The organism is Rossellomorea sp. RS05, from assembly GCF_039822645.1.
Classification (GTDB): domain Bacteria; phylum Bacillota; class Bacilli; order Bacillales; family Bacillaceae_B; genus Rossellomorea; species Rossellomorea marisflavi_B.
In genome coordinates, this window is record NZ_JBDKWY010000001.1 from 235,502 (window position 1) to 252,836 (window position 17,335).

The 17,335-nt window shown below is 46.8% G+C and carries 15 protein-coding genes, 1 tRNA gene and 1 riboswitch; of the genes, 11 read left to right on the forward strand and 5 right to left on the reverse strand.

What is annotated here, in order from left to right:
• Positions 1-15 precede the first annotated feature (15 nt).
• On the reverse strand, positions 16-744 hold the full coding sequence (locus tag ABJ225_RS01310) for an alpha/beta hydrolase (protein ID WP_148794885.1): 729 nt from the start codon (positions 742-744) through the stop codon (positions 16-18).
• Positions 745-883: 139 nt separating this feature from the next.
• Between ABJ225_RS01310 and ABJ225_RS01315 the strand changes: the two genes are divergently transcribed.
• The 4 genes from ABJ225_RS01315 to ABJ225_RS01330 all read left to right on the forward strand — a co-directional run bounded on the left by ABJ225_RS01315 (position 884) and on the right by ABJ225_RS01330 (position 3,908).
• Positions 884-1,441 (forward strand): phosphatidylglycerophosphatase A family protein, encoded by a 558-nt coding sequence (locus ABJ225_RS01315; RefSeq protein WP_148794887.1) that lies wholly within the window; start codon positions 884-886, stop codon positions 1,439-1,441.
• Positions 1,442-2,109: 668 nt separating this feature from the next.
• Positions 2,110-2,181 (forward strand) — tRNA-Val (locus ABJ225_RS01320).
• Positions 2,182-2,408: 227 nt separating this feature from the next.
• The gene (cspD, locus tag ABJ225_RS01325; RefSeq protein WP_048004281.1) at positions 2,409-2,609 is read left to right on the forward strand and encodes a cold-shock protein CspD; all 201 of its coding nucleotides are present in this window, start codon (positions 2,409-2,411) and stop codon (positions 2,607-2,609) included.
• Between the two features lie 165 nt (positions 2,610-2,774).
• Complete coding sequence (locus ABJ225_RS01330) at positions 2,775-3,908, forward strand: thiolase family protein (RefSeq protein ID WP_347318075.1); 1,134 nt, start codon at positions 2,775-2,777, stop codon at positions 3,906-3,908.
• A 32-nt stretch (positions 3,909-3,940) separates the two neighbouring features.
• Here ABJ225_RS01330 and ABJ225_RS01335 read toward each other — a convergent pair whose 3' ends face one another.
• Entirely contained in the window at positions 3,941-4,876 is a 936-nt protein-coding gene (locus ABJ225_RS01335) for a nucleoside hydrolase (protein ID WP_347318077.1), read from the reverse strand.
• 57 nt (positions 4,877-4,933) lie between these two features.
• Entirely contained in the window at positions 4,934-5,779 is an 846-nt protein-coding gene (locus ABJ225_RS01340) for a MurR/RpiR family transcriptional regulator (RefSeq protein ID WP_218245955.1), read from the reverse strand.
• 172 nt (positions 5,780-5,951) lie between these two features.
• Here ABJ225_RS01340 and gndA point away from each other — a divergent pair, with 172 nt between their 5' ends.
• The gene (gndA, locus tag ABJ225_RS01345; RefSeq protein WP_347318079.1) at positions 5,952-7,364 is read left to right on the forward strand and encodes an NADP-dependent phosphogluconate dehydrogenase; all 1,413 of its coding nucleotides are present in this window, start codon (positions 5,952-5,954) and stop codon (positions 7,362-7,364) included.
• A 305-nt stretch (positions 7,365-7,669) separates the two neighbouring features.
• Here the strand turns inward: gndA and ABJ225_RS01350 are convergent, their stop codons facing one another.
• Positions 7,670-8,440, reverse strand: a complete 771-nt coding sequence (locus tag ABJ225_RS01350; RefSeq protein WP_053427506.1) for a SurA N-terminal domain-containing protein — start codon at positions 8,438-8,440, stop codon at positions 7,670-7,672.
• A gap of 534 nt (positions 8,441-8,974) precedes the next feature.
• Positions 8,975-9,155: riboswitch (cobalamin riboswitch) on the forward strand.
• Between the two features lie 145 nt (positions 9,156-9,300).
• On the opposite strand from ABJ225_RS01350, the gene ABJ225_RS01355 reads away from it, so the two are divergent.
• The 3 genes from ABJ225_RS01355 (at position 9,301) to ABJ225_RS01365 (ending at position 13,036) form a co-directional block, all read left to right on the forward strand.
• Positions 9,301-11,538, forward strand: coding sequence for a ribonucleoside-diphosphate reductase subunit alpha (locus ABJ225_RS01355; protein WP_347318081.1), 2,238 nt, complete (start codon positions 9,301-9,303; stop codon positions 11,536-11,538).
• Positions 11,539-11,556: 18 nt separating this feature from the next.
• Positions 11,557-12,594, forward strand: a complete 1,038-nt coding sequence (locus ABJ225_RS01360; RefSeq protein WP_218245766.1) for a ribonucleotide-diphosphate reductase subunit beta — start codon at positions 11,557-11,559, stop codon at positions 12,592-12,594.
• 124 nt (positions 12,595-12,718) lie between these two features.
• Entirely contained in the window at positions 12,719-13,036 is a 318-nt protein-coding gene (locus ABJ225_RS01365) for a DUF3243 domain-containing protein (protein WP_347318083.1), read from the forward strand.
• A 99-nt stretch (positions 13,037-13,135) separates the two neighbouring features.
• Here ABJ225_RS01365 and ABJ225_RS01370 read toward each other — a convergent pair whose 3' ends face one another.
• Positions 13,136-13,579: an SACOL1771 family peroxiredoxin gene (locus ABJ225_RS01370; RefSeq protein WP_347318085.1), complete on the reverse strand. Its 444-nt coding sequence runs from the start codon at positions 13,577-13,579 to the stop codon at positions 13,136-13,138.
• A 150-nt stretch (positions 13,580-13,729) separates the two neighbouring features.
• Between ABJ225_RS01370 and ABJ225_RS01375 the strand changes: the two genes are divergently transcribed.
• From ABJ225_RS01375 to ABJ225_RS01385, 3 genes are all read left to right on the forward strand, one after another.
• Positions 13,730-14,545: a YihY/virulence factor BrkB family protein gene (locus ABJ225_RS01375; protein WP_218245769.1), complete on the forward strand. Its 816-nt coding sequence runs from the start codon at positions 13,730-13,732 to the stop codon at positions 14,543-14,545.
• A 102-nt stretch (positions 14,546-14,647) separates the two neighbouring features.
• Complete coding sequence (locus ABJ225_RS01380) at positions 14,648-15,673, forward strand: M42 family metallopeptidase (protein WP_347319275.1); 1,026 nt, start codon at positions 14,648-14,650, stop codon at positions 15,671-15,673.
• Between the two features lie 127 nt (positions 15,674-15,800).
• Positions 15,801-17,276 carry a UDP-N-acetylmuramoyl-L-alanyl-D-glutamate--2,6-diaminopimelate ligase gene (locus ABJ225_RS01385; protein WP_347318087.1) on the forward strand — a complete coding sequence of 492 codons (1,476 nt, stop codon included), beginning with the start codon at positions 15,801-15,803 and terminating at the stop codon, positions 17,274-17,276.
• Positions 17,277-17,335: the final 59 nt, after the last annotated feature.

The window sequence follows — 17,335 nt, forward strand, 5'->3', positions numbered from 1 at the left end:
CGGAGCGACCGCCCATTACTTATGGAACATGAACTTCAGGGCCCTGCGCAGATCAGGCTGCCAGTATTTCCATGTATGATCTCCGTCGAACTCATCATAGAACGTGGTGTATCCTTTTTCTTCGAATGCGTGATTCAATTCACGATTCGGTGTCAGGAAATCCTTGATTTGACCGTCTGTGGTTTTTACCTCGGTTTCACCTTGGCCGATCACATGGTAAATATCCAGCAGGTGAGGGGAAGCGAATGATTCGACGGCTTCAAGAACGGTTTCGTTGACGAGAGGAGATTGCAGGATCACTTTCCCGAATGTATGCGGATATTTCAGGGCCGTCATCAAAGAAACGGTCGCTCCCAATGAATCGCCGATGAGCGCACGCCCTTTTCCCATTTGGTAAGTCGGGTACAGTTCATCAAGCTTCGGTGTCAATTCGTGGGCGAGGAATCGGATGTAATCTGCATTCTCTTCGCCTGCAGGATGATACTTGCGGCTCCGATCCTGTACATTCTTATAGGGGACCCCTACGATGATCGTGTTCTCGATCTCCCCGTTGCCCAAAAGCTCATCGGCCAGTCTTGGAATCCTTCCCAGCTGGAAGTAATCCTTTCCATCCTGGGTGATCAGAATGGAGTATTTATATAGGGGAGAGTAAGAAGCCGGAAGATAGACCAGCATCTTGATCTCCTCATTCAGTGCTTCGCTGTATAGAACCAATTCTTCCACGGTCCCTCTAGCAGTCGTCATTCTACACACATCCTTTATCTCTGTTAACGTTTACAAGTGGATTGTATCACAAAGTGAAGAGAAAAGCTTATATGAGAGAGTTCGGTGGAAAATTCTGATAAATGGTATAATTCAGATAAGTAGGAAGGGAGAGAAAACAATGACAAAAACATCCGTACCATCTAAAGAAGTAACGAAGGCAGCTCTCAGGAAGTTAGAGGAAAGGGGAGTGGCCCTGGAGGATATCGCTGACATCGTCTATCAAATGCAATACCCGTATAATGTTGCTCTTACAATGGAAGATTGTCTTGAGAGCGTAAAGAAGGTCCTATTGAAACGGGAGATTCAGCACGCCATCCTGGTAGGAGTCGAACTCGATCAGCTTGCAGAGCGGAAGATGCTTTCTGAACCCCTTCAATCCATCGTTGCCTCCGATGAAGGTCTTTTTGGGGTCGATGAAACGATAGCCCTTGGGGCTGCCCTTGGATACGGAAGTATTGCGGTCACGACTTTCGGCCATTTGGATAAAAATAAGATTGGCATCATTCAGAAGCTGGACACGAAGGAAGGCGGTTCTGTTCATACATTCCTCGATGACATCGTGGCAAGCATCGCGGCAAATGCCTCTTCCAGACTTGCCCACCGTTTAAGGGACTTGGAAGAGGGAAGACCGCTTGAAGAAAGGCTGGAAGTGGAGGGAGAGGAATTGATCGGTTGAAACACATATATGATAGCATAAAGGGATGAAGTCTTTGACTATACCAAGGTTGCTTCCTTGATGCCATGGAGAGGTAATGACGACACCAAATTGTGTCATAACCCTTACTACTATCCTCTTGGATCAATCTGAATGATTCACCTATCTCAGTATCTATTGAACTCTATAGCAGGAACTACATTATTAGTAGAGTTGATGATCTACTATCGAATGTGAGGGACCAAGTCGCAAAAGAGGAGACGATATGCAATCCGTATCGCTGTTTCATCACCCCGGCAGCTGGTTGTTTATTCTCCTATACGACCGGGATCTCCCTTCAAAAGAGTGGAGGGAGACCGCCAGGATCCCATAAGTCTTAAATGTACGAGGAGCTTTTCTAAGATAGCAATAGGCCTCCACTGCGTTTTCCGTAAGACTATGGACGCGTATTTTTCTTTTGGTAAAGCATTCGCCGTCAAAATAGATGATATCAATATTGATCCCTTCATTTAGGGAGCGGGTAATCAGATTCATGGTGTGGTACCTCCTTCATCCTATCAGCCTACGCGCTGAACGATGCTTTTATTCAGGGTGTGGACCGAATAAATAATATAGAAAAAATTATTTTCGTAAAACATGTTGACTTTTAGCGAAAATCTTATATAATTTAATTTGTACCTTACATAAGCGACCTGTTAGCTCAGTGGGAGAGCACTTCCTTGACAGGGAAGGGGTCGGGGGTTCAAGTCCCTCACAGGTCATCGCTAAGAACGTTTCCATCGGGAAACGTTCTTTTTATATCGAAAATCCCCTTAAATAAAATAAAGGTCTGACTTCTATCGGATTGGCTTGATTAATGTGCGCATACCTGTTATTCTATAGAAGAATTATTTTTGTTCGGTATGTAAGGGAAGAACAAGATTTGCTTTTCGCCTGATATCGCAAGAATAGTAATAATTTGTGCACAAGCACGTAGGAGGCAACAATTATGGAAAACGGTAAAGTGAAATGGTTCAACGCAGAAAAAGGTTTCGGTTTCATCGAAGTTGAAGGTGGAGACGACGTTTTCGTACACTTCTCAGCGATCCAAGGCGAAGGTTTCAAATCTCTTGACGAAGGTCAAGAAGTATCTTTCGACATCGAGCAAGGTGCTCGTGGACCACAAGCAGCTAACGTTGTAAAACTTTAATTTTACATTCCAGGAACAGGCTCCCTCGGGGCCTGTTCTTTTTTTGTGCTTCTTCATCTCTGCTTCCCTTATAAGTTCAATTAACGGAATAGTTAAAATCTGATTTTAATTCCTCCTATTTACAGGTAATATGGGGATATAAATAGGAAGAAGGGGTTGATTGCTGTGAGGGAAGTTGTCATTGTCGAAGGAGTACGCACGGCTGTCGGGAAGCGGAACGGAGCACTTGCCGGAATAAGGCCAGATGACCTTGCCGGTGATCTGTTGAAGGGATTGATGGAGAAGGCGGGTGTTTCACCTGGGCTTGTAGAGGATGTGATTATGGGGTGTGTCACCCAGTCGGGGGAGCAGGCAGGAGATATTGCCAGGGTGGCTACTCTTATAGCGGGTTTTCCCGTTGAAGTGCCAGGGGTCACGATCGACAGGCAGTGCGGTTCGAGCCAGCAGGCAGTCCACTTTGCTTCCCAGGCCATCCTTTCAGGTGATATGGATATCGTCATTGCCGGGGGTGTGGAGAGTATGAGCCGCACGCCGATCGGATCGAATTTCGCCGGGGCCGGACTGAGTGAAAGCTTGAAAAACCGACATGAAATGATCCATCAGGGAATATCGGCAGAACGGATTGCAGACACGTACGGCTTATCGCGGGATGAACTCGACCGGTTTGCTCTGGCTAGTCACAAGAAGGCTTTACAGGCCAGGGCGAACGGATACTTCAAAGAGGAGATCCACGCCATCAAACACAGTGGAGGAGAGTTCTTGGAGGATGAAGGACCGAGGGTGGGAACATCCCTAGAGATGCTAGGAGGCCTGCGCCCTGTGTTCAAGGAAGAGGGCATCATTACAGCAGGAAATTCATCGCAAATCAGTGACGGAGCGGCGGCTCTGCTCCTTATGAGCAGGGAGAGAGCCGTTTCACTCGGATTGAAGCCCAGATTCAAAGTCCATACGAGAGTCGTGGTCGGTTCAGACCCGACGTTCATGCTCACAGGACCGATACCGGCAACGAAAAAGGTCTTGGAAAAGTCAGGTATCCCACTTTCCGAAATCGACGTATTCGAAGTGAATGAGGCTTTTGCACCCGTAGTGCTGGCATGGCAGCAAGAAATCGGAGCAGATCCTGGCAAAGTCAATCCGAATGGCGGGGCCATTGCCTTGGGGCATCCCCTTGGGGCAAGCGGGGCCAGGATCATGGTGGGCATGATGCATGAGCTTGAACGCACCGGGGGGCACTTCGGCCTTCAGACGATGTGCGAGGGTCATGGTATGGCAAACGCAACGATCATCGAAAGACTATGAAAGAACCCGGCCCTTAAAACGGCCGGGTTCTTTCATATCCCACTCAAGATCCTCGTGAAATCACGTATGAATGCTTCATAATCGATGGAGAGATAAATGTTTGGCGAGTGATTGCCCGGTTTTGAAGCCGGGCGGAAATCTGCGTTGGATTGACCCTTGAATGGTCCGGCCGTTTCAACCCCTACGTCCCTTTCAAGAGAACGACCGAATGATGGATTCATCATGAGGGAGGCAGCAACAAGATCATGGATCGGTGGCCCAGGCAACCCGGGTATCTTTTCCTTATAAGCACGGTCATAGAATGAATGGACGTCTTTAAGAATCGAGGTGAGACCCGTACCCGACGCAGGAGAGGATGTGATCATATCGATATGTGATGATGTCACAATCGCCCGATTGGTCACGTTGAGGGGGAAGAGGCTGATGCGCGGTACGGTGGAAAGGATGGCGTGACTGGCGACGGGGTCACCGTGGAAGTTGGCTTCGGCTGTTTCTGTCACATTTCCCGGAACAAGGAAAGCGCCTCCCATGATATAGAACCCGGACACCTGATCGATGAACCCCTCGTCAAGAATGATGGCAACGGCAAGGGAGGTACTCCTTCCAAGGTCCAGGATGTGCACATTGTCATAGGAACGGACGATCTTGAAGATCTCGCTGAACTCTTTGAAACTTCCTTTGAAGGTGGCCGGAGGAGTGATGGGGCCAAGTCCATCCGGTCCGTGGATCTCAGGGTAATAAACAGGCGTTTTCCCCGTACACGAACGGGTGGCACCCATGATGACGGGGATGTCTTTTTGACCTGCAAGGTCCAGGATATAAGCGATATTATTCGCGGCTTTATCACGTGCTGTATTTCCATAACCCGATACGATTCCGATCACCCGGATGTCAGGATGCATGAGGGTATACATGATGGCCAGGGTATCATCGATACCCGGGTCAGCGAATATCAATACATTCTTCACACTTCTTCACCTCCTTACCTCACTATATGAAATGGAAAAGGAAGGTTATGCCAACCCTCAGATCTTCTTCACGGAGATGGCGTCCCTCATTTTTTTGAGTGACCTTGAGGACTGATCTTTCCGTTTCATCATGATGGTCACATAAAGAGCGTCGACGATGCTCAGTTGACCGATACGGGAAGCGAGTGCTTCTGATCGGTAATCGGTTTCTTGTGAGGAAGTGAAAAGAGACACGTCAACACCTAGACTCATGGGGGACTTGGCAAAGTGGGTGATGGCAATGGTTGGAACGCCGTTGCCCTTCGCTACCTCCAATACCTCGAGTAGATCCTTATTCGCTCCTGAATGGGAAATGAAAAAGATGAGGTCTTCACTGGCTAGCTGGGATGCTGATATCAGTTGCATGTGGGAGTCGTTATAAGCAGTGGTCGTCATGCCGGTACGAAGGAATTTGTGATGGGCATCCATGGCAACGAATCCTGATCCCCCGGTTCCATAAAATTCAATTCTGCGTGCCTTCAGCATCATCGCAACCGCCGATGTAAATGATCCCTCATCCATGATGGCGATGGAATCTTCCAACGTCCGGATGTTGGAGCGGAACACCTTTTGTGCAATGACTTTTTCACTATCACCTTCTTCAATCGTTTCATGAATGTCATCCAGGGGGGTGACGATTTCTGCCGCCAAGGAAATCTTCATGGCCTGATAGCCCTTGAAACCGATGCGTTTGCAGAACCTGAAGACGGTGGCGTCGGCTACGGAAAGATCTTCTGCAAGCTGACTGATGGTAGAATGGATAATTTTTTCAGGGTCAGCAATAATAGTATTGGCTATTTTCTTTTCTTTTTCGCTGAATTGAGAATAGTGGGACCGGATGCGTGGTAAACAATGTTGAGGTATATCGTTTTGCCGCAAGGTGAGGCCTCCTTATAAGGGATGATGGATGAAAATTATTTTAACCTATTGTACAATAGAAAAAAATATTATTTCAAATATAGTATCAAGAAAATTTATTTCGTATTATACTATGGATGATGAAATGATGTTTATACAACTGAAAGGATGATGAAAAATGGGACAACAACAAATCGGTGTAGTCGGCGTCGGCGTTATGGGGAAAAGCCTTGCGCTGAATTTTGAAAGCCGTGGATATAAGGTTGCAATCTACGATGTGTCAGAAGAGAAAGTGGCAGGTGCCCTTCAGGAGCATCAGGATAAAAATCTGACAGGATTCCACCAGGTGGAAAAATTCATTGACTCCCTTGAAGTGCCAAGGAAAATCATGATGATGGTACCGGCAGGGAAGATCACGGATCTTGCCATTGAATCCATCCTTCCGCACCTGGATAAAGGGGATATCCTCATCGACGGAGGAAATACATACTTCGAAGATACGGTGAGACGCAATAAGGAGCTAGCTGAGCGTGGAATCAACTTCATTGGGGCCGGAGTATCCGGTGGAGAAGAAGGGGCCCTATACGGACCTGCAATCATGCCTAGCGGGCAGAAGGAAGCCTATGACCTCGTGGAGCCATTCCTCACGAGCATTGCAGCGAAAGTAAAAGGAGATGCATGCAGCACCTATATCGGTCCCGATGGTTCCGGTCACTATGTGAAGATGGTGCATAACGGAATTGAATACAGCGATATGCAGTTGATCTGTGAAGCCTACTATTTGATGAAGAATGTTCTTGGACTGAGCGCACAGGAGCTTCATGAAACTTTCAAGGAATGGAATGAAGGTGAACTTGACAGTTACCTCATCGAGATCACGGCCGATATCTTCACTAAGATCGATGAAGAGACAGGAGAACCTCTCGTTGAAAAGATTCTCGATACAGCTGGCCAGAAGGGAACCGGTAAATGGACAAGTGTAAGTGCACTTGATCTTGGCGTACCGCTTTCCATTATCACGGAATCCGTTTTTGCACGGTTCATCTCGGCCATGAAGGACGAGCGTGTGAAAGCGAGTAAGATCCTGAAGGGGCCAAAAAACCAAACCTTCTCAGACAACAAGGAAGAATTCATCGAGAGCATCCGTAAAGCTCTTTATCTGAGCAAGATCTGTTCTTATGCACAAGGCTTCGCCCAGCTTCAAGTTGCTTCAAAGGAATATGGTTGGAATCTGAAACTCGGTGAACTGGCGAAAATCTTCAGAGGGGGATGCATCATCCGCGCTGGATTCCTCGAAGAAATCATGAATGCCTATGACCGTGATGGCGAGCTTTCAAATCTTCTCCTTGATGATTACTTCAAAGGTATCGTTGAAGGCTACCAGGAAGATGCACGTGAAGTCGTGGCGACAGCGATCAAGCTTGGAGTGCCTGTACCTGGACTTGCCAGTGCCCTCGCCTATTACGACAGCTACCGTTCTGAATCGCTCCCTGCGAACCTTCTGCAGGCACAAAGGGACTACTTTGGTGCCCACACGTATCAGCGGAAAGATAAAGAAGGTGTCTTCCACACTGACTGGCTGAGAAAATAATAGGAAAAACAAGCCTGGCATCGACGCCAGGCTTGTTTTGTTATTCTTCACTTAAAGATGAGTCTTTGCTTTTATGCTTTTTCTTTTCATCATGGAGTTCTTTTTTTTAGTCATCCAAAGGAATTGAGTCGACTGTCTGTTCCTTTTCACGGTCCAGGTTCTCACGGTTTTCACCCGTCTGTTCTGGTTGGTCGTTCTTATTTTTCTCCACGTCAGTTCCTCCTTTCCGTCTTGGTAGTTCAATACCCTCAACGTTCAGTGGGAAACATAAAAAAAGGACATCCGTCGGGATGTCCTTTTTGAAATTAGATTTTCACGTCGACTTTTGCATTTTTCTTGAGATCTTCCACGTGCTTCACAAGCTGTTCTTGTTTCTTTTGCTGTTCAAGCTGTGATTTGAGCTGAGGCTCGACATCTTCAAGTTTTGGTGCATCTTTTGAATCTTGGCCGCTTTGGCTCGCGTACTGTTCGTACATTTTCTTCACTTCATCGTCTGTTACTTTTTCGGTCTTGATTTCTTTATCGACATATTTTGTATATTTGATGTTTTCGGCAATTTGATTTTTCAGTTCATCCATGGTGAATCCGGCATCTTTCATGGCCGCATTGAACTTTTTATCATCTTCGTATTGCTTTTTGACTTCTTCGAGCTGCTTGTCCACTTCGTCATCTGAAGCTTTGTACCCTTTTTTATCCGCTTGTTGAAGCAGAAGGGTCTGTCCTACAAGACTGTCAATCGTTTGTTCTTTGATCTGCTTGGCAGCATCCTTAGAGGTTGGATCCTGACCCATTTGCTGATATTGCATTTGAGAAGAAGAAAGTACGTTGTTGTAATCTTCCCCTTTGATTTTCTCATCATTTACGATGGCGACGACTTTATCGTTGTCGACTTTCTGCTTGTCCATCTTTTTTTGCATTTCTTTCATTTGTTTCGCTTGTTCTTCCTCGCTTTTTGCCTGTTCGGAGGATTTTTTACTATCATCGGATTTTTTTGCACTATCGTCATTAGCCCCGCAAGCTGCGAGCAGCAGTACGGTCATAGCCGCTAAAAGGATCGTGAGTAAACGTTTATTCATAGTGATCTCCTTTCGAAACTGGGTTTCAAGCTTCTAAATGGCATTTTAAAGGATTCCTCAAGAAAAAGAAAGTATTTGGGGGGATTAATTTCCTTGTAATTCCCTTGAAATAGAAGAGAAGTCTTGAAAAGTGCGGGTTTATCACAAGGGAAGCGTGTGACGGCCAGGTGAATGAAACATAACTGTAAGGAATTCAGGGTAAAAAAGGAGCCGCTGCAGATGGGGGTACCATCTCAACGGCTCAAAATAATAGGGGACCTAAGAATACGGTCAAAACAACCTTCTATTGCATCATAAAGGGATAACAGCATTTCCTCAAGGGAAGTCTGGCGTCATGTGGACCGATATGGATGGATTACACGCTGTCTTGTTCCACTCTTCTGTGGAATTTAACGAATAAAATAATTGTAGGCATAAATTCATCTTGCTTTCATTCTTTTCATTTGAGCTTCTCTGTTGTAAAATGTAGAAAGTTGGTTTAATATAAAAGACGCAACATATTGTGTTTTGTTTAAACTTCATAACAATATATTGTTTATAACCTATGATTGTGGTGTCGGATATCGACTTAAAAGGGAACCCGGTGAAATTCCGGGACTGTCCCCGCAACTGTAAGTGCAAACGAAAGAAGGAATGCCACTGTCCATCGGACGGGAAGGCCTTCGAGTAGGCAAAAAGCACAAGTCAGGAGACCTGCCAAGATCAGTACGTGTTATCTTCTTCGGGAATTGGGAGGATAGGCGAGGATTACCTTCGGCGTAGTATGCCTTGTGAATCTATCGTTTATGACTGCCCATCCTATCTTAATAGGATGGGCTTTTTTTATCCTCTCCCGACTAATTAAAGGGAGGAATACTAATATGACATCAACCATTAACGGAACAACGGCATCCCATAGAGCGGAACGTCTACTAAACGGGCTTCGGGAAAGCCACGAATCATTGAACTGGGAGGAATACACTCAAAAGGTATCACTGTATACAGAAGATCAGCCGGGAGTGGAAGAAAAACAGCTTCTTCAGTTCTTGATCCTGTCGGCTGTTGAGCGGATCTCATCCAATGAACCTGATTGGACGTACGTGGCAGCATCGCTTTATCTGAAGAATCTTTATGCCATCAGCTCAAATGCAAGGGGCATGGAGCTATATAAAGGCCTGCATGAACTTATCGGGACACTCACAGAGAAGAATTTGTACTCTCCAACATTACTGAATGCCTACAGCAAGGAGGAGGTGGATCATCTCGAGGGTCTCATCCGTCCTGAACGGGATGAACTGTTCACTTACATAGGAATTGTCACGCTGTCAGAGCGTTATCTCACAAAGGACCATGCAGGAGTCCTATATGAACTTCCGCAGGAGCGATTCATGATCATTGCCATGACGCTACTGATGAATGAGCCGAAAGAACACAGGCTCATGCTCGTGGAGGAAGCGTATTGGGCGCTTTCAAACCTATATATGACCGTGGCGACCCCTACGTTCGCCAATGCAGGCAAGAGTTACGGACAGCTCTCGAGCTGCTTCATCGATACGGTGGAAGACGATCTGCGCAGCATCTACGACAGCAATACCGACGTGTCCACATTGAGCAAGAACGGAGGCGGGCTCGGTATCTATATGGGGAAAGTAAGAAGTCGCGGAAGTGATATCAAAGGATTCAAGGGGGTCAGCTCCGGTGTAATCCCGTGGATGAAGCAGCTGAACAATACGGCTGTCTCCGTGGATCAGCTCGGTCAGCGCCAGGGAGCCATCGCCGTCTATCTGGATGTGTGGCACAAAGATATTTTCTCCTTCCTTGATACGCGGCTGAACAACGGGGATGAGCGTCTTCGTACCCATGACCTGTTCACCGGCGTCTGTCTCCCTGACCTCTTCATGGAGCAGGTTGAAAACCGTGGAAACTGGTATCTATTCGATCCCCATGAAGTCAAGACCATCATGGGCTATGCCCTTGAAGATCACTTCGATGAGGAAAAAGGATCCGGTTCATTCCGCGAAAAGTACTGGGAATGTGTTAACGAACCGGCTTTGTCCAAGGAAATCATCCCGGCGATCGATATCTTCAAGCGGATCATGATCTCCCAACTTGAAACAGGAACGCCGTACATGTTCTATCGCGACAGTGTGAACCGTCAAAATGCGAATAGTCATAAGGGCATGATCTACTGCAGCAATCTTTGCACGGAAATCGCTCAAAACATGAGCCCGACAGTGATGGAAGAAGAAGTAGTCAAGGATGGGAAGATCATTACCTATAAAAATCCTGGAGACTATGTGGTGTGCAACCTGGCATCCGTGTCCCTCGCAAGGACGGTACGGGACGGTCAGATGGAGCGCGTCGTCACCATCGGTGTGAGGCTCCTGGACAATGTCATTGATTTGAACGATATCCCGGTCCTGCAGGCTCAGCTGACGAATGCCCGGTACAGGGGAATCGGACTCGGTACCTTCGGATGGCATCATCTCCTTGCCCTTGAAGGGATCAAATGGGAGAGCGATGAGGCAGTATCTTACTGTGATCATTTATATGAAGACATCGCCTACTTCACAATTAAGGCAAGTCAAAAGCTCGCGGAAGAAAAAGGGGCGTATCCTTACTTCCCGGGATCCGCTTGGGATACTGGAGCCTACTTCACGAATAAGGGATATGAAGGCGAGAGATGGTTGGACCTTAAAGACCAAGTAGCAAGCAAGGGGATCCGCAATGGGTATCTGATGGCTGTGGCCCCGAACTCTTCGACTTCCATCATTGCCGGTTCGACGGCAAGTATCGATCCACTCTTCAGACTGGAATATTCCGAAGAGAAGAAAGACTACAAGATTCCGGTCACGGCACCGGACCTATCTCCAAAAACGACCTGGTACTATAAAACCGCTTATCATGTGGATCAGCACTGGAGCATCAGACAGAACAAGGCAAGGCAGCATCATATCGATCAAGGGATTTCCTTCAACCTGTATGTGAGGAATGACATCAAGGCGATTGAGCTTCTTAACCTTCATATGGATGCGTGGAAATCGAATTTGAAAACAACCTATTATGTAAGATCGACATCTGTTGCAAACTTTGAAGAGTGCGAGAGTTGCCACAGCTAATAAGAAAGGATGGGACATATGGAAGGATTGAAAAAACGGGTGCTCGTGGACGAGACAGCACCGAATAAATCAACAGGGATCGTCAACGGAGAAAGCTCGAACATCCTGAACTGGGATGATGTGCGCTATACGTGGGCATACCCTAAGTATAAGCGAATGCTGGGTAACTTCTGGACGCCGTTTGAAATCAATATGGCAAAAGACATCAAGCAGTTCCCGCAGTTGACGGAAAAAGAACAGGAGACGTTCCTTAAGATCATCGGCCTACTTGCTCTCCTTGACAGTATCCAGACGGACTACGCTGGAAAAGTGGCCGACTATTTGACGGATTCAAGCGTAAACGCACTCATGATCATCCTCGCACAGCAGGAAGTGGTGCATAATCACTCCTACAGCTATGTGCTTTCAAGCATAGTGCCGAAGAGCGTGCAAGATGAGGTGTTCGATTACTGGAAGAATGAGCCGATCCTGATGAAACGGAATGAATTCATCACTAATGGATACAAAGAATTCGTCGAGGCCCCGACGGTAGATAAACTGCTAAGATCCATCATCTATGACGTGATTCTGGAAGGGTTGTTCTTTTATTCAGGGTTTGCCTTCTTCTATAACCTGGCAAGGAACCAGAAGATGGTTGCGACCAGTACAATGATCAACTACATCAATCGTGACGAACAGCTCCATGTCGGATTGTTTGAAAAGATTTTCAAGGAAGTGCTCGCAGAGAATCCGGAATATGATACGGAAGAGCTCAAGCGCTACGGCACAGAAGCTTTCAAGGAAGCGGCCCTCCTTGAAATTGAATGGGGGAATGAAATCATCGGAACGCATATGGATGGGCTCATGTTCAGTGACCTTGAGGCTTACATTAAGTTCATGGCGAATAAAAGGGCCAAGCAGCTCGGTTTCGAAGAGCCATTTGAAGGGTTCAAGTCAAATCCTCTCAAATGGATCATCGCCTATCAGGAAGTCGATATGGGTAAAACCGATTTCTTTGAGCAGAAATCAAGACAATACACGAAAACATCCGATGCAAATGGGTTCGATGAACTCTGATCCAAGAAAAGGCGGTCCCTCCAGGGACTGCCTTTTGCCATATATTCGATGATCTGCACATCACTATGTTTAGACAGGTAGTTCAGGGGGAAATACCCTACAAATAGAAAAGGAGAGGATCAAGATGGCAGACACGAAAATGGATCAGAAGGTAGAAGATAAACTCGGTCGCATGTCCCAAGATAGAAAAGAGGATATTCTTGCAAACTTTGACCACTTCAAACAATACTTAGGCAAGAAAGTATCACTCGCTGAGAAACTTGGACTTGATGAAGAGCAGCAGGCAAAAGCAGCACAGAAGGTCGGGGATTATCTGGCTGCACATGAAGAGCCGAAAAACCGTGAAGAAAAATTACTGTATGAACTGTGGAAAGCAGGGGACGAGCAGGAGCAGCATATGCTATCTCACATGCTCGTGAAGCTCGTTCATCAAGAAGGCTGAATAATAAATGGGATGTCGGAGAAGCGTCCCCAATTTCCAATAGACTCCCAAAACAAACAAGAAACGCACGGTGCCCGGCACCGTGCGTTTCTTGTTTGATCACCCGTTTTGGATGGTTGGGAATACTTCCACTTCGACATTTCCTTTTAAGGCCCTTGTGATCATACAGGATTGTTCGGCCTTGTACATCAATTTTTCAGCCAGGGCATATTCTCTATCCGTAGATCGGTCGAGTGTGAGTATAGGACGGTGTAGAATGCGTTTATAGGTGATGACGCCCTTTTCCACTTCCACTTGACCCTCAGAGGTCATCCTCAGGTTCGATTTGTTGATGTTACTTCGCTCAAGCATAGCGGCAAGGGTGATAATGTAGCAGGTAGCGGCAGCGCCGAGGAGCATTTCATCTGGATTGGTGCCGGCACCGGGTCCATCCATTTCAGGCGGGATCGAGATGTCGGTTGTCAATGTCTTGCCGGACATCGTACCCACATCGTTCCTGAGGCCGGGCCAGTCAGTATCAATAAAGAATGAATGTATAGCCATGATATCTCTCCGTTCTACTAGTAGTTCCTCTCTATACTAAAGGGTGATGGGGTCCTCTTGCAATGAAATGACTTCTCCACATCCAAAGTGGTACGAATCCATCGAATTGGGTAAAATACAGTATCAACTCGTAAGAGGAGAATGAACAACATGAGTGAATATATCAAACAGGTTTTTAGTCGATTTTTCCAGGAGCGCTTTTATGATCAGGCGGCACAGCTTGCCTATTACCTGCTATTGTCCTTATTTCCTTTTTTGCTATTTGTGTTTTCATTGATCAGCTATCTGCCGATTTCCGAAACGAATGTGCTGTTGCTGATCAAGCCTTTTGCCCCTGAAAATTCATATGACATCATCGAGAAGAATGTAGAGAGGGTCCTCTACAATCAAAGAGGGGATGTATTATCGCTCTCCCTCATTTTTACTTTCTGGCTTTCTTCCATGGCGGTTCAATCCATGGTGAGGTCGATGAATCAGGCCTACGGCATCCAGCGCAAGCAGCCGTTCTTGGTAGCCCTCTTTTACGATTTTCTCTTGACGGTGGGATTCATGATCTTGATCTCCTTCTCCCTCATCGTCCCGATTGTGGAGGAATTCATACGCCATACCCGGATCGCAGAAGGACGGATCACAGGAGAGTGGGAGCCTCTTTGGGTCATCGGGAAGTGGGGATTGAGTTCGGTCTTCATGTTCTTTTTGTTTCTATTCCTCTATTATGTCGTGCCGAGTAAAAGGATGCTACTCCGCTATGTCGTGCCAGGGGCCCTGGTCGCTACATTCGGCTGGCAGTGTGTTTCCTGGCTGTACGGTTCCTATGTGAAATTGACGGACTACTCCCAATTCTACGGACAGATGGGGAGTGTCATCACCCTGATGGTCTGGTTCTATCTATCATCGACGATCCTTCTCATCGGCGGCCTGCTGAACGGAACCATCTCCATCAAGCACAATCGTACCTCCGGCTGAAGAAGGCCGGAGGTTATTTTTCCTGTTGTAAATGGGGAATTCGTTCTATAATGGAATAAAGGAGGGAGTCATTTGAATACATATCCAAATGCAAAGAATACGATGGAACTGATCAAACAGCTTGTAGAAATCCCGAGTCCTTCTGGAAACACTCAGGAGATCATCCGATACGTTGAAGAAGAGCTCGGTGGACTTAGACTTCAGATGAAGCGGAATCATAAGGGGGCACTCCTCATCACGATCCCGGGTGAGGATCAAAGCCGTCACCGTATGCTGACAGCCCATGTGGATGCTCTTGGAGCCATGGTCAAAGAAGTGAAGGGGAATGGCCGACTTCGTCTTTCCATGATCGGCGGCTTCAGATGGAATGCCGTTGAGGGAGAGAACTGTAAGATCGAGACTTCTTCCGGTAAAGTTTACACGGGCACAATCCTTATGCACCAAACCTCTGTCCATGTATACAAAGATGCGGGAGAAGCGAAGAGGGATGAAGTGAATATTGAGGTGCGCATCGATGAAAAGGTGCGAAGTGAAGAAGAAGTCAGGGCTCTTGGCATTGAAGTCGGGGACTTTGTATCATTCGATCCACGTGCCGAAATCACCGCCAGCGGATTCATCAAGTCAAGGCATCTTGACGATAAGGCTAGTGTGGGCATGCTTATGAAACTGATTGGTCACATTTGTTCTGAGGAAATCACACTCCCTTATACCACACACTTCCTCATCTCGAACAATGAAGAGATTGGTTACGGGGGGAATTCGAATATCCCAGTCGAGACGGTTGAATACCTCGCCGTCGATATGGGAGCGATTGGGGATGGGCAATCGACAGATGAATATACGGTTTCCATCTGTGCGAAAGATTCAAGCGGACCCTATCATTATGGATTGAGGAAACATCTGGTAAGTATGGCAGAAGAAAATAACGTCGATTACAAAGTCGACATCTACCCGTACTATGGATCCGACGCTTCTGCCGCGATCAGGGCAGGTTTTGACATCGTCCACGGCCTGATCGGTGCAGGAATCGATTCATCACACGCTTATGAACGTACCCATGAGTCTTCGATCCTTCATACAGAAACCCTGCTTTGGCACTATGTCCGTTCGGCCATGGCCGATGCGTAAAGATCTCCTTCCACTTTATGTGGAAGGTTTTTTATATAGGATAGGGGATGTAGGATGTATTTCTCTTATCAAATGAACGCTGGTAAGGTAAAATAGAAACAACTTTAAAATAAACGAGGTACGAATAATGAATACATACACACTACTTGAAAGCATGAAGTTAAAAACCATATATGGAGAACTGCCGGAAGAAGTGAACGGGATCTTCGTGGACTCCAGAAAAGTGATGGAGGGCAGCGTATTCGTATGTACAAAGGGATACACCGTGGACGGCCATGATTTTGCACAAGGGGCAGTCCAGAAAGGTGCCCGCCTCATCATTGCGGAAAAGCGCCTTGATATCGATGAGTCCAAAGCCGCCCTTGTCGTCGTGAAGGATTCCTTCAAGGCACTGGCGTTACTTTCTAACAAGTACTATGATTATCCATCACAGAAGATGAATATGTTTGGCATTACGGGTACGAACGGCAAAACGACGGTGACCAATCTCATTCATTCGATCCTGAAGCGCGATGGTCAACGTTCGGCGCTGTCCGGGACCATCGGGTTCAATCTGGATGGTGAGCTCTTCCCGAGTGAAAATACGACGTGTGATAACCTGACGAATCAGCAGATGATCCGGGAAGCACACGATAAAGGGATTGACAACTTCACCCTTGAAGTATCCTCTCACGGTCTCACACTTGGCCGCCTGTGGGGAGTGGACTTCGACGTAGTGGCCTTCACGAATCTCAGTCATGACCATCTCGATTACCACGGGACGATGGAACATTATGGTTATGCAAAAGGGCTATTATTCTCCCAGCTGGGTCAATCGCTGGATATGCCCAAATATGTTGTCTTGAATGCAGATGAAGAATGGTATGAGCGGTACAGTAATATGACCGCCCATGAAGTCATTAGCTATGGACTTGACGCACATGCCGACTTCAAGGCTGAGAACGTCGAGTACTATAATGATAAAACGACATTCACCCTCCAGTCCCCTGAAGGAGTGTACGAGGTTGAGATGAAGCTTCTTGGCCGGTTCAATGTTTATAATGCTTTGACAGCCATGGCCTCCCTGTTCGCCAAAGGGATGAAGGTCAAACGGATCGTTGAAATCTTTCGGGACCTACCCCCGGTGGACGGACGGATGCAAAAAGTCGAGATGGAAGCACCTTTATCGGTCTACATCGACTACGCCCATACACCGGATGCTATTGAAAAAGCTATCGAATCCGTCATGCCCTTCAAAGAAAACAAGATCATCTTCCTTGTCGGTACGGGTGGAAACCGCGATAAGTCGAAACGCCCGACGATGGCAGAAAAAGCATCGATTGCAGATTATGTGATCTTGACGACGGATGATCCAAGATATGAGGAATATGACAGTATCCTTAATGACCTGGAGAAAGGGATGCAGCATGATCAATATGCGTTGATCGGGGATAGGGCAGAAGCCGTCAAGCATGCCATCGAAGTCTCTGAACCCGGTGATATCATCATCTTCGCAGGAAAAGGGCATGAAGACTATCAAATCATTGAAAACACCAAGTACCCGCATAGCGATAAACAGATCGCCATTGATGAGAGCCTCATGAAATACGTGCATCATTCTTGATATAATTCCGGCCGGGGATTACTCCACGGCCGGTTTTTTTTGCATGAAAAAAGGGTCCC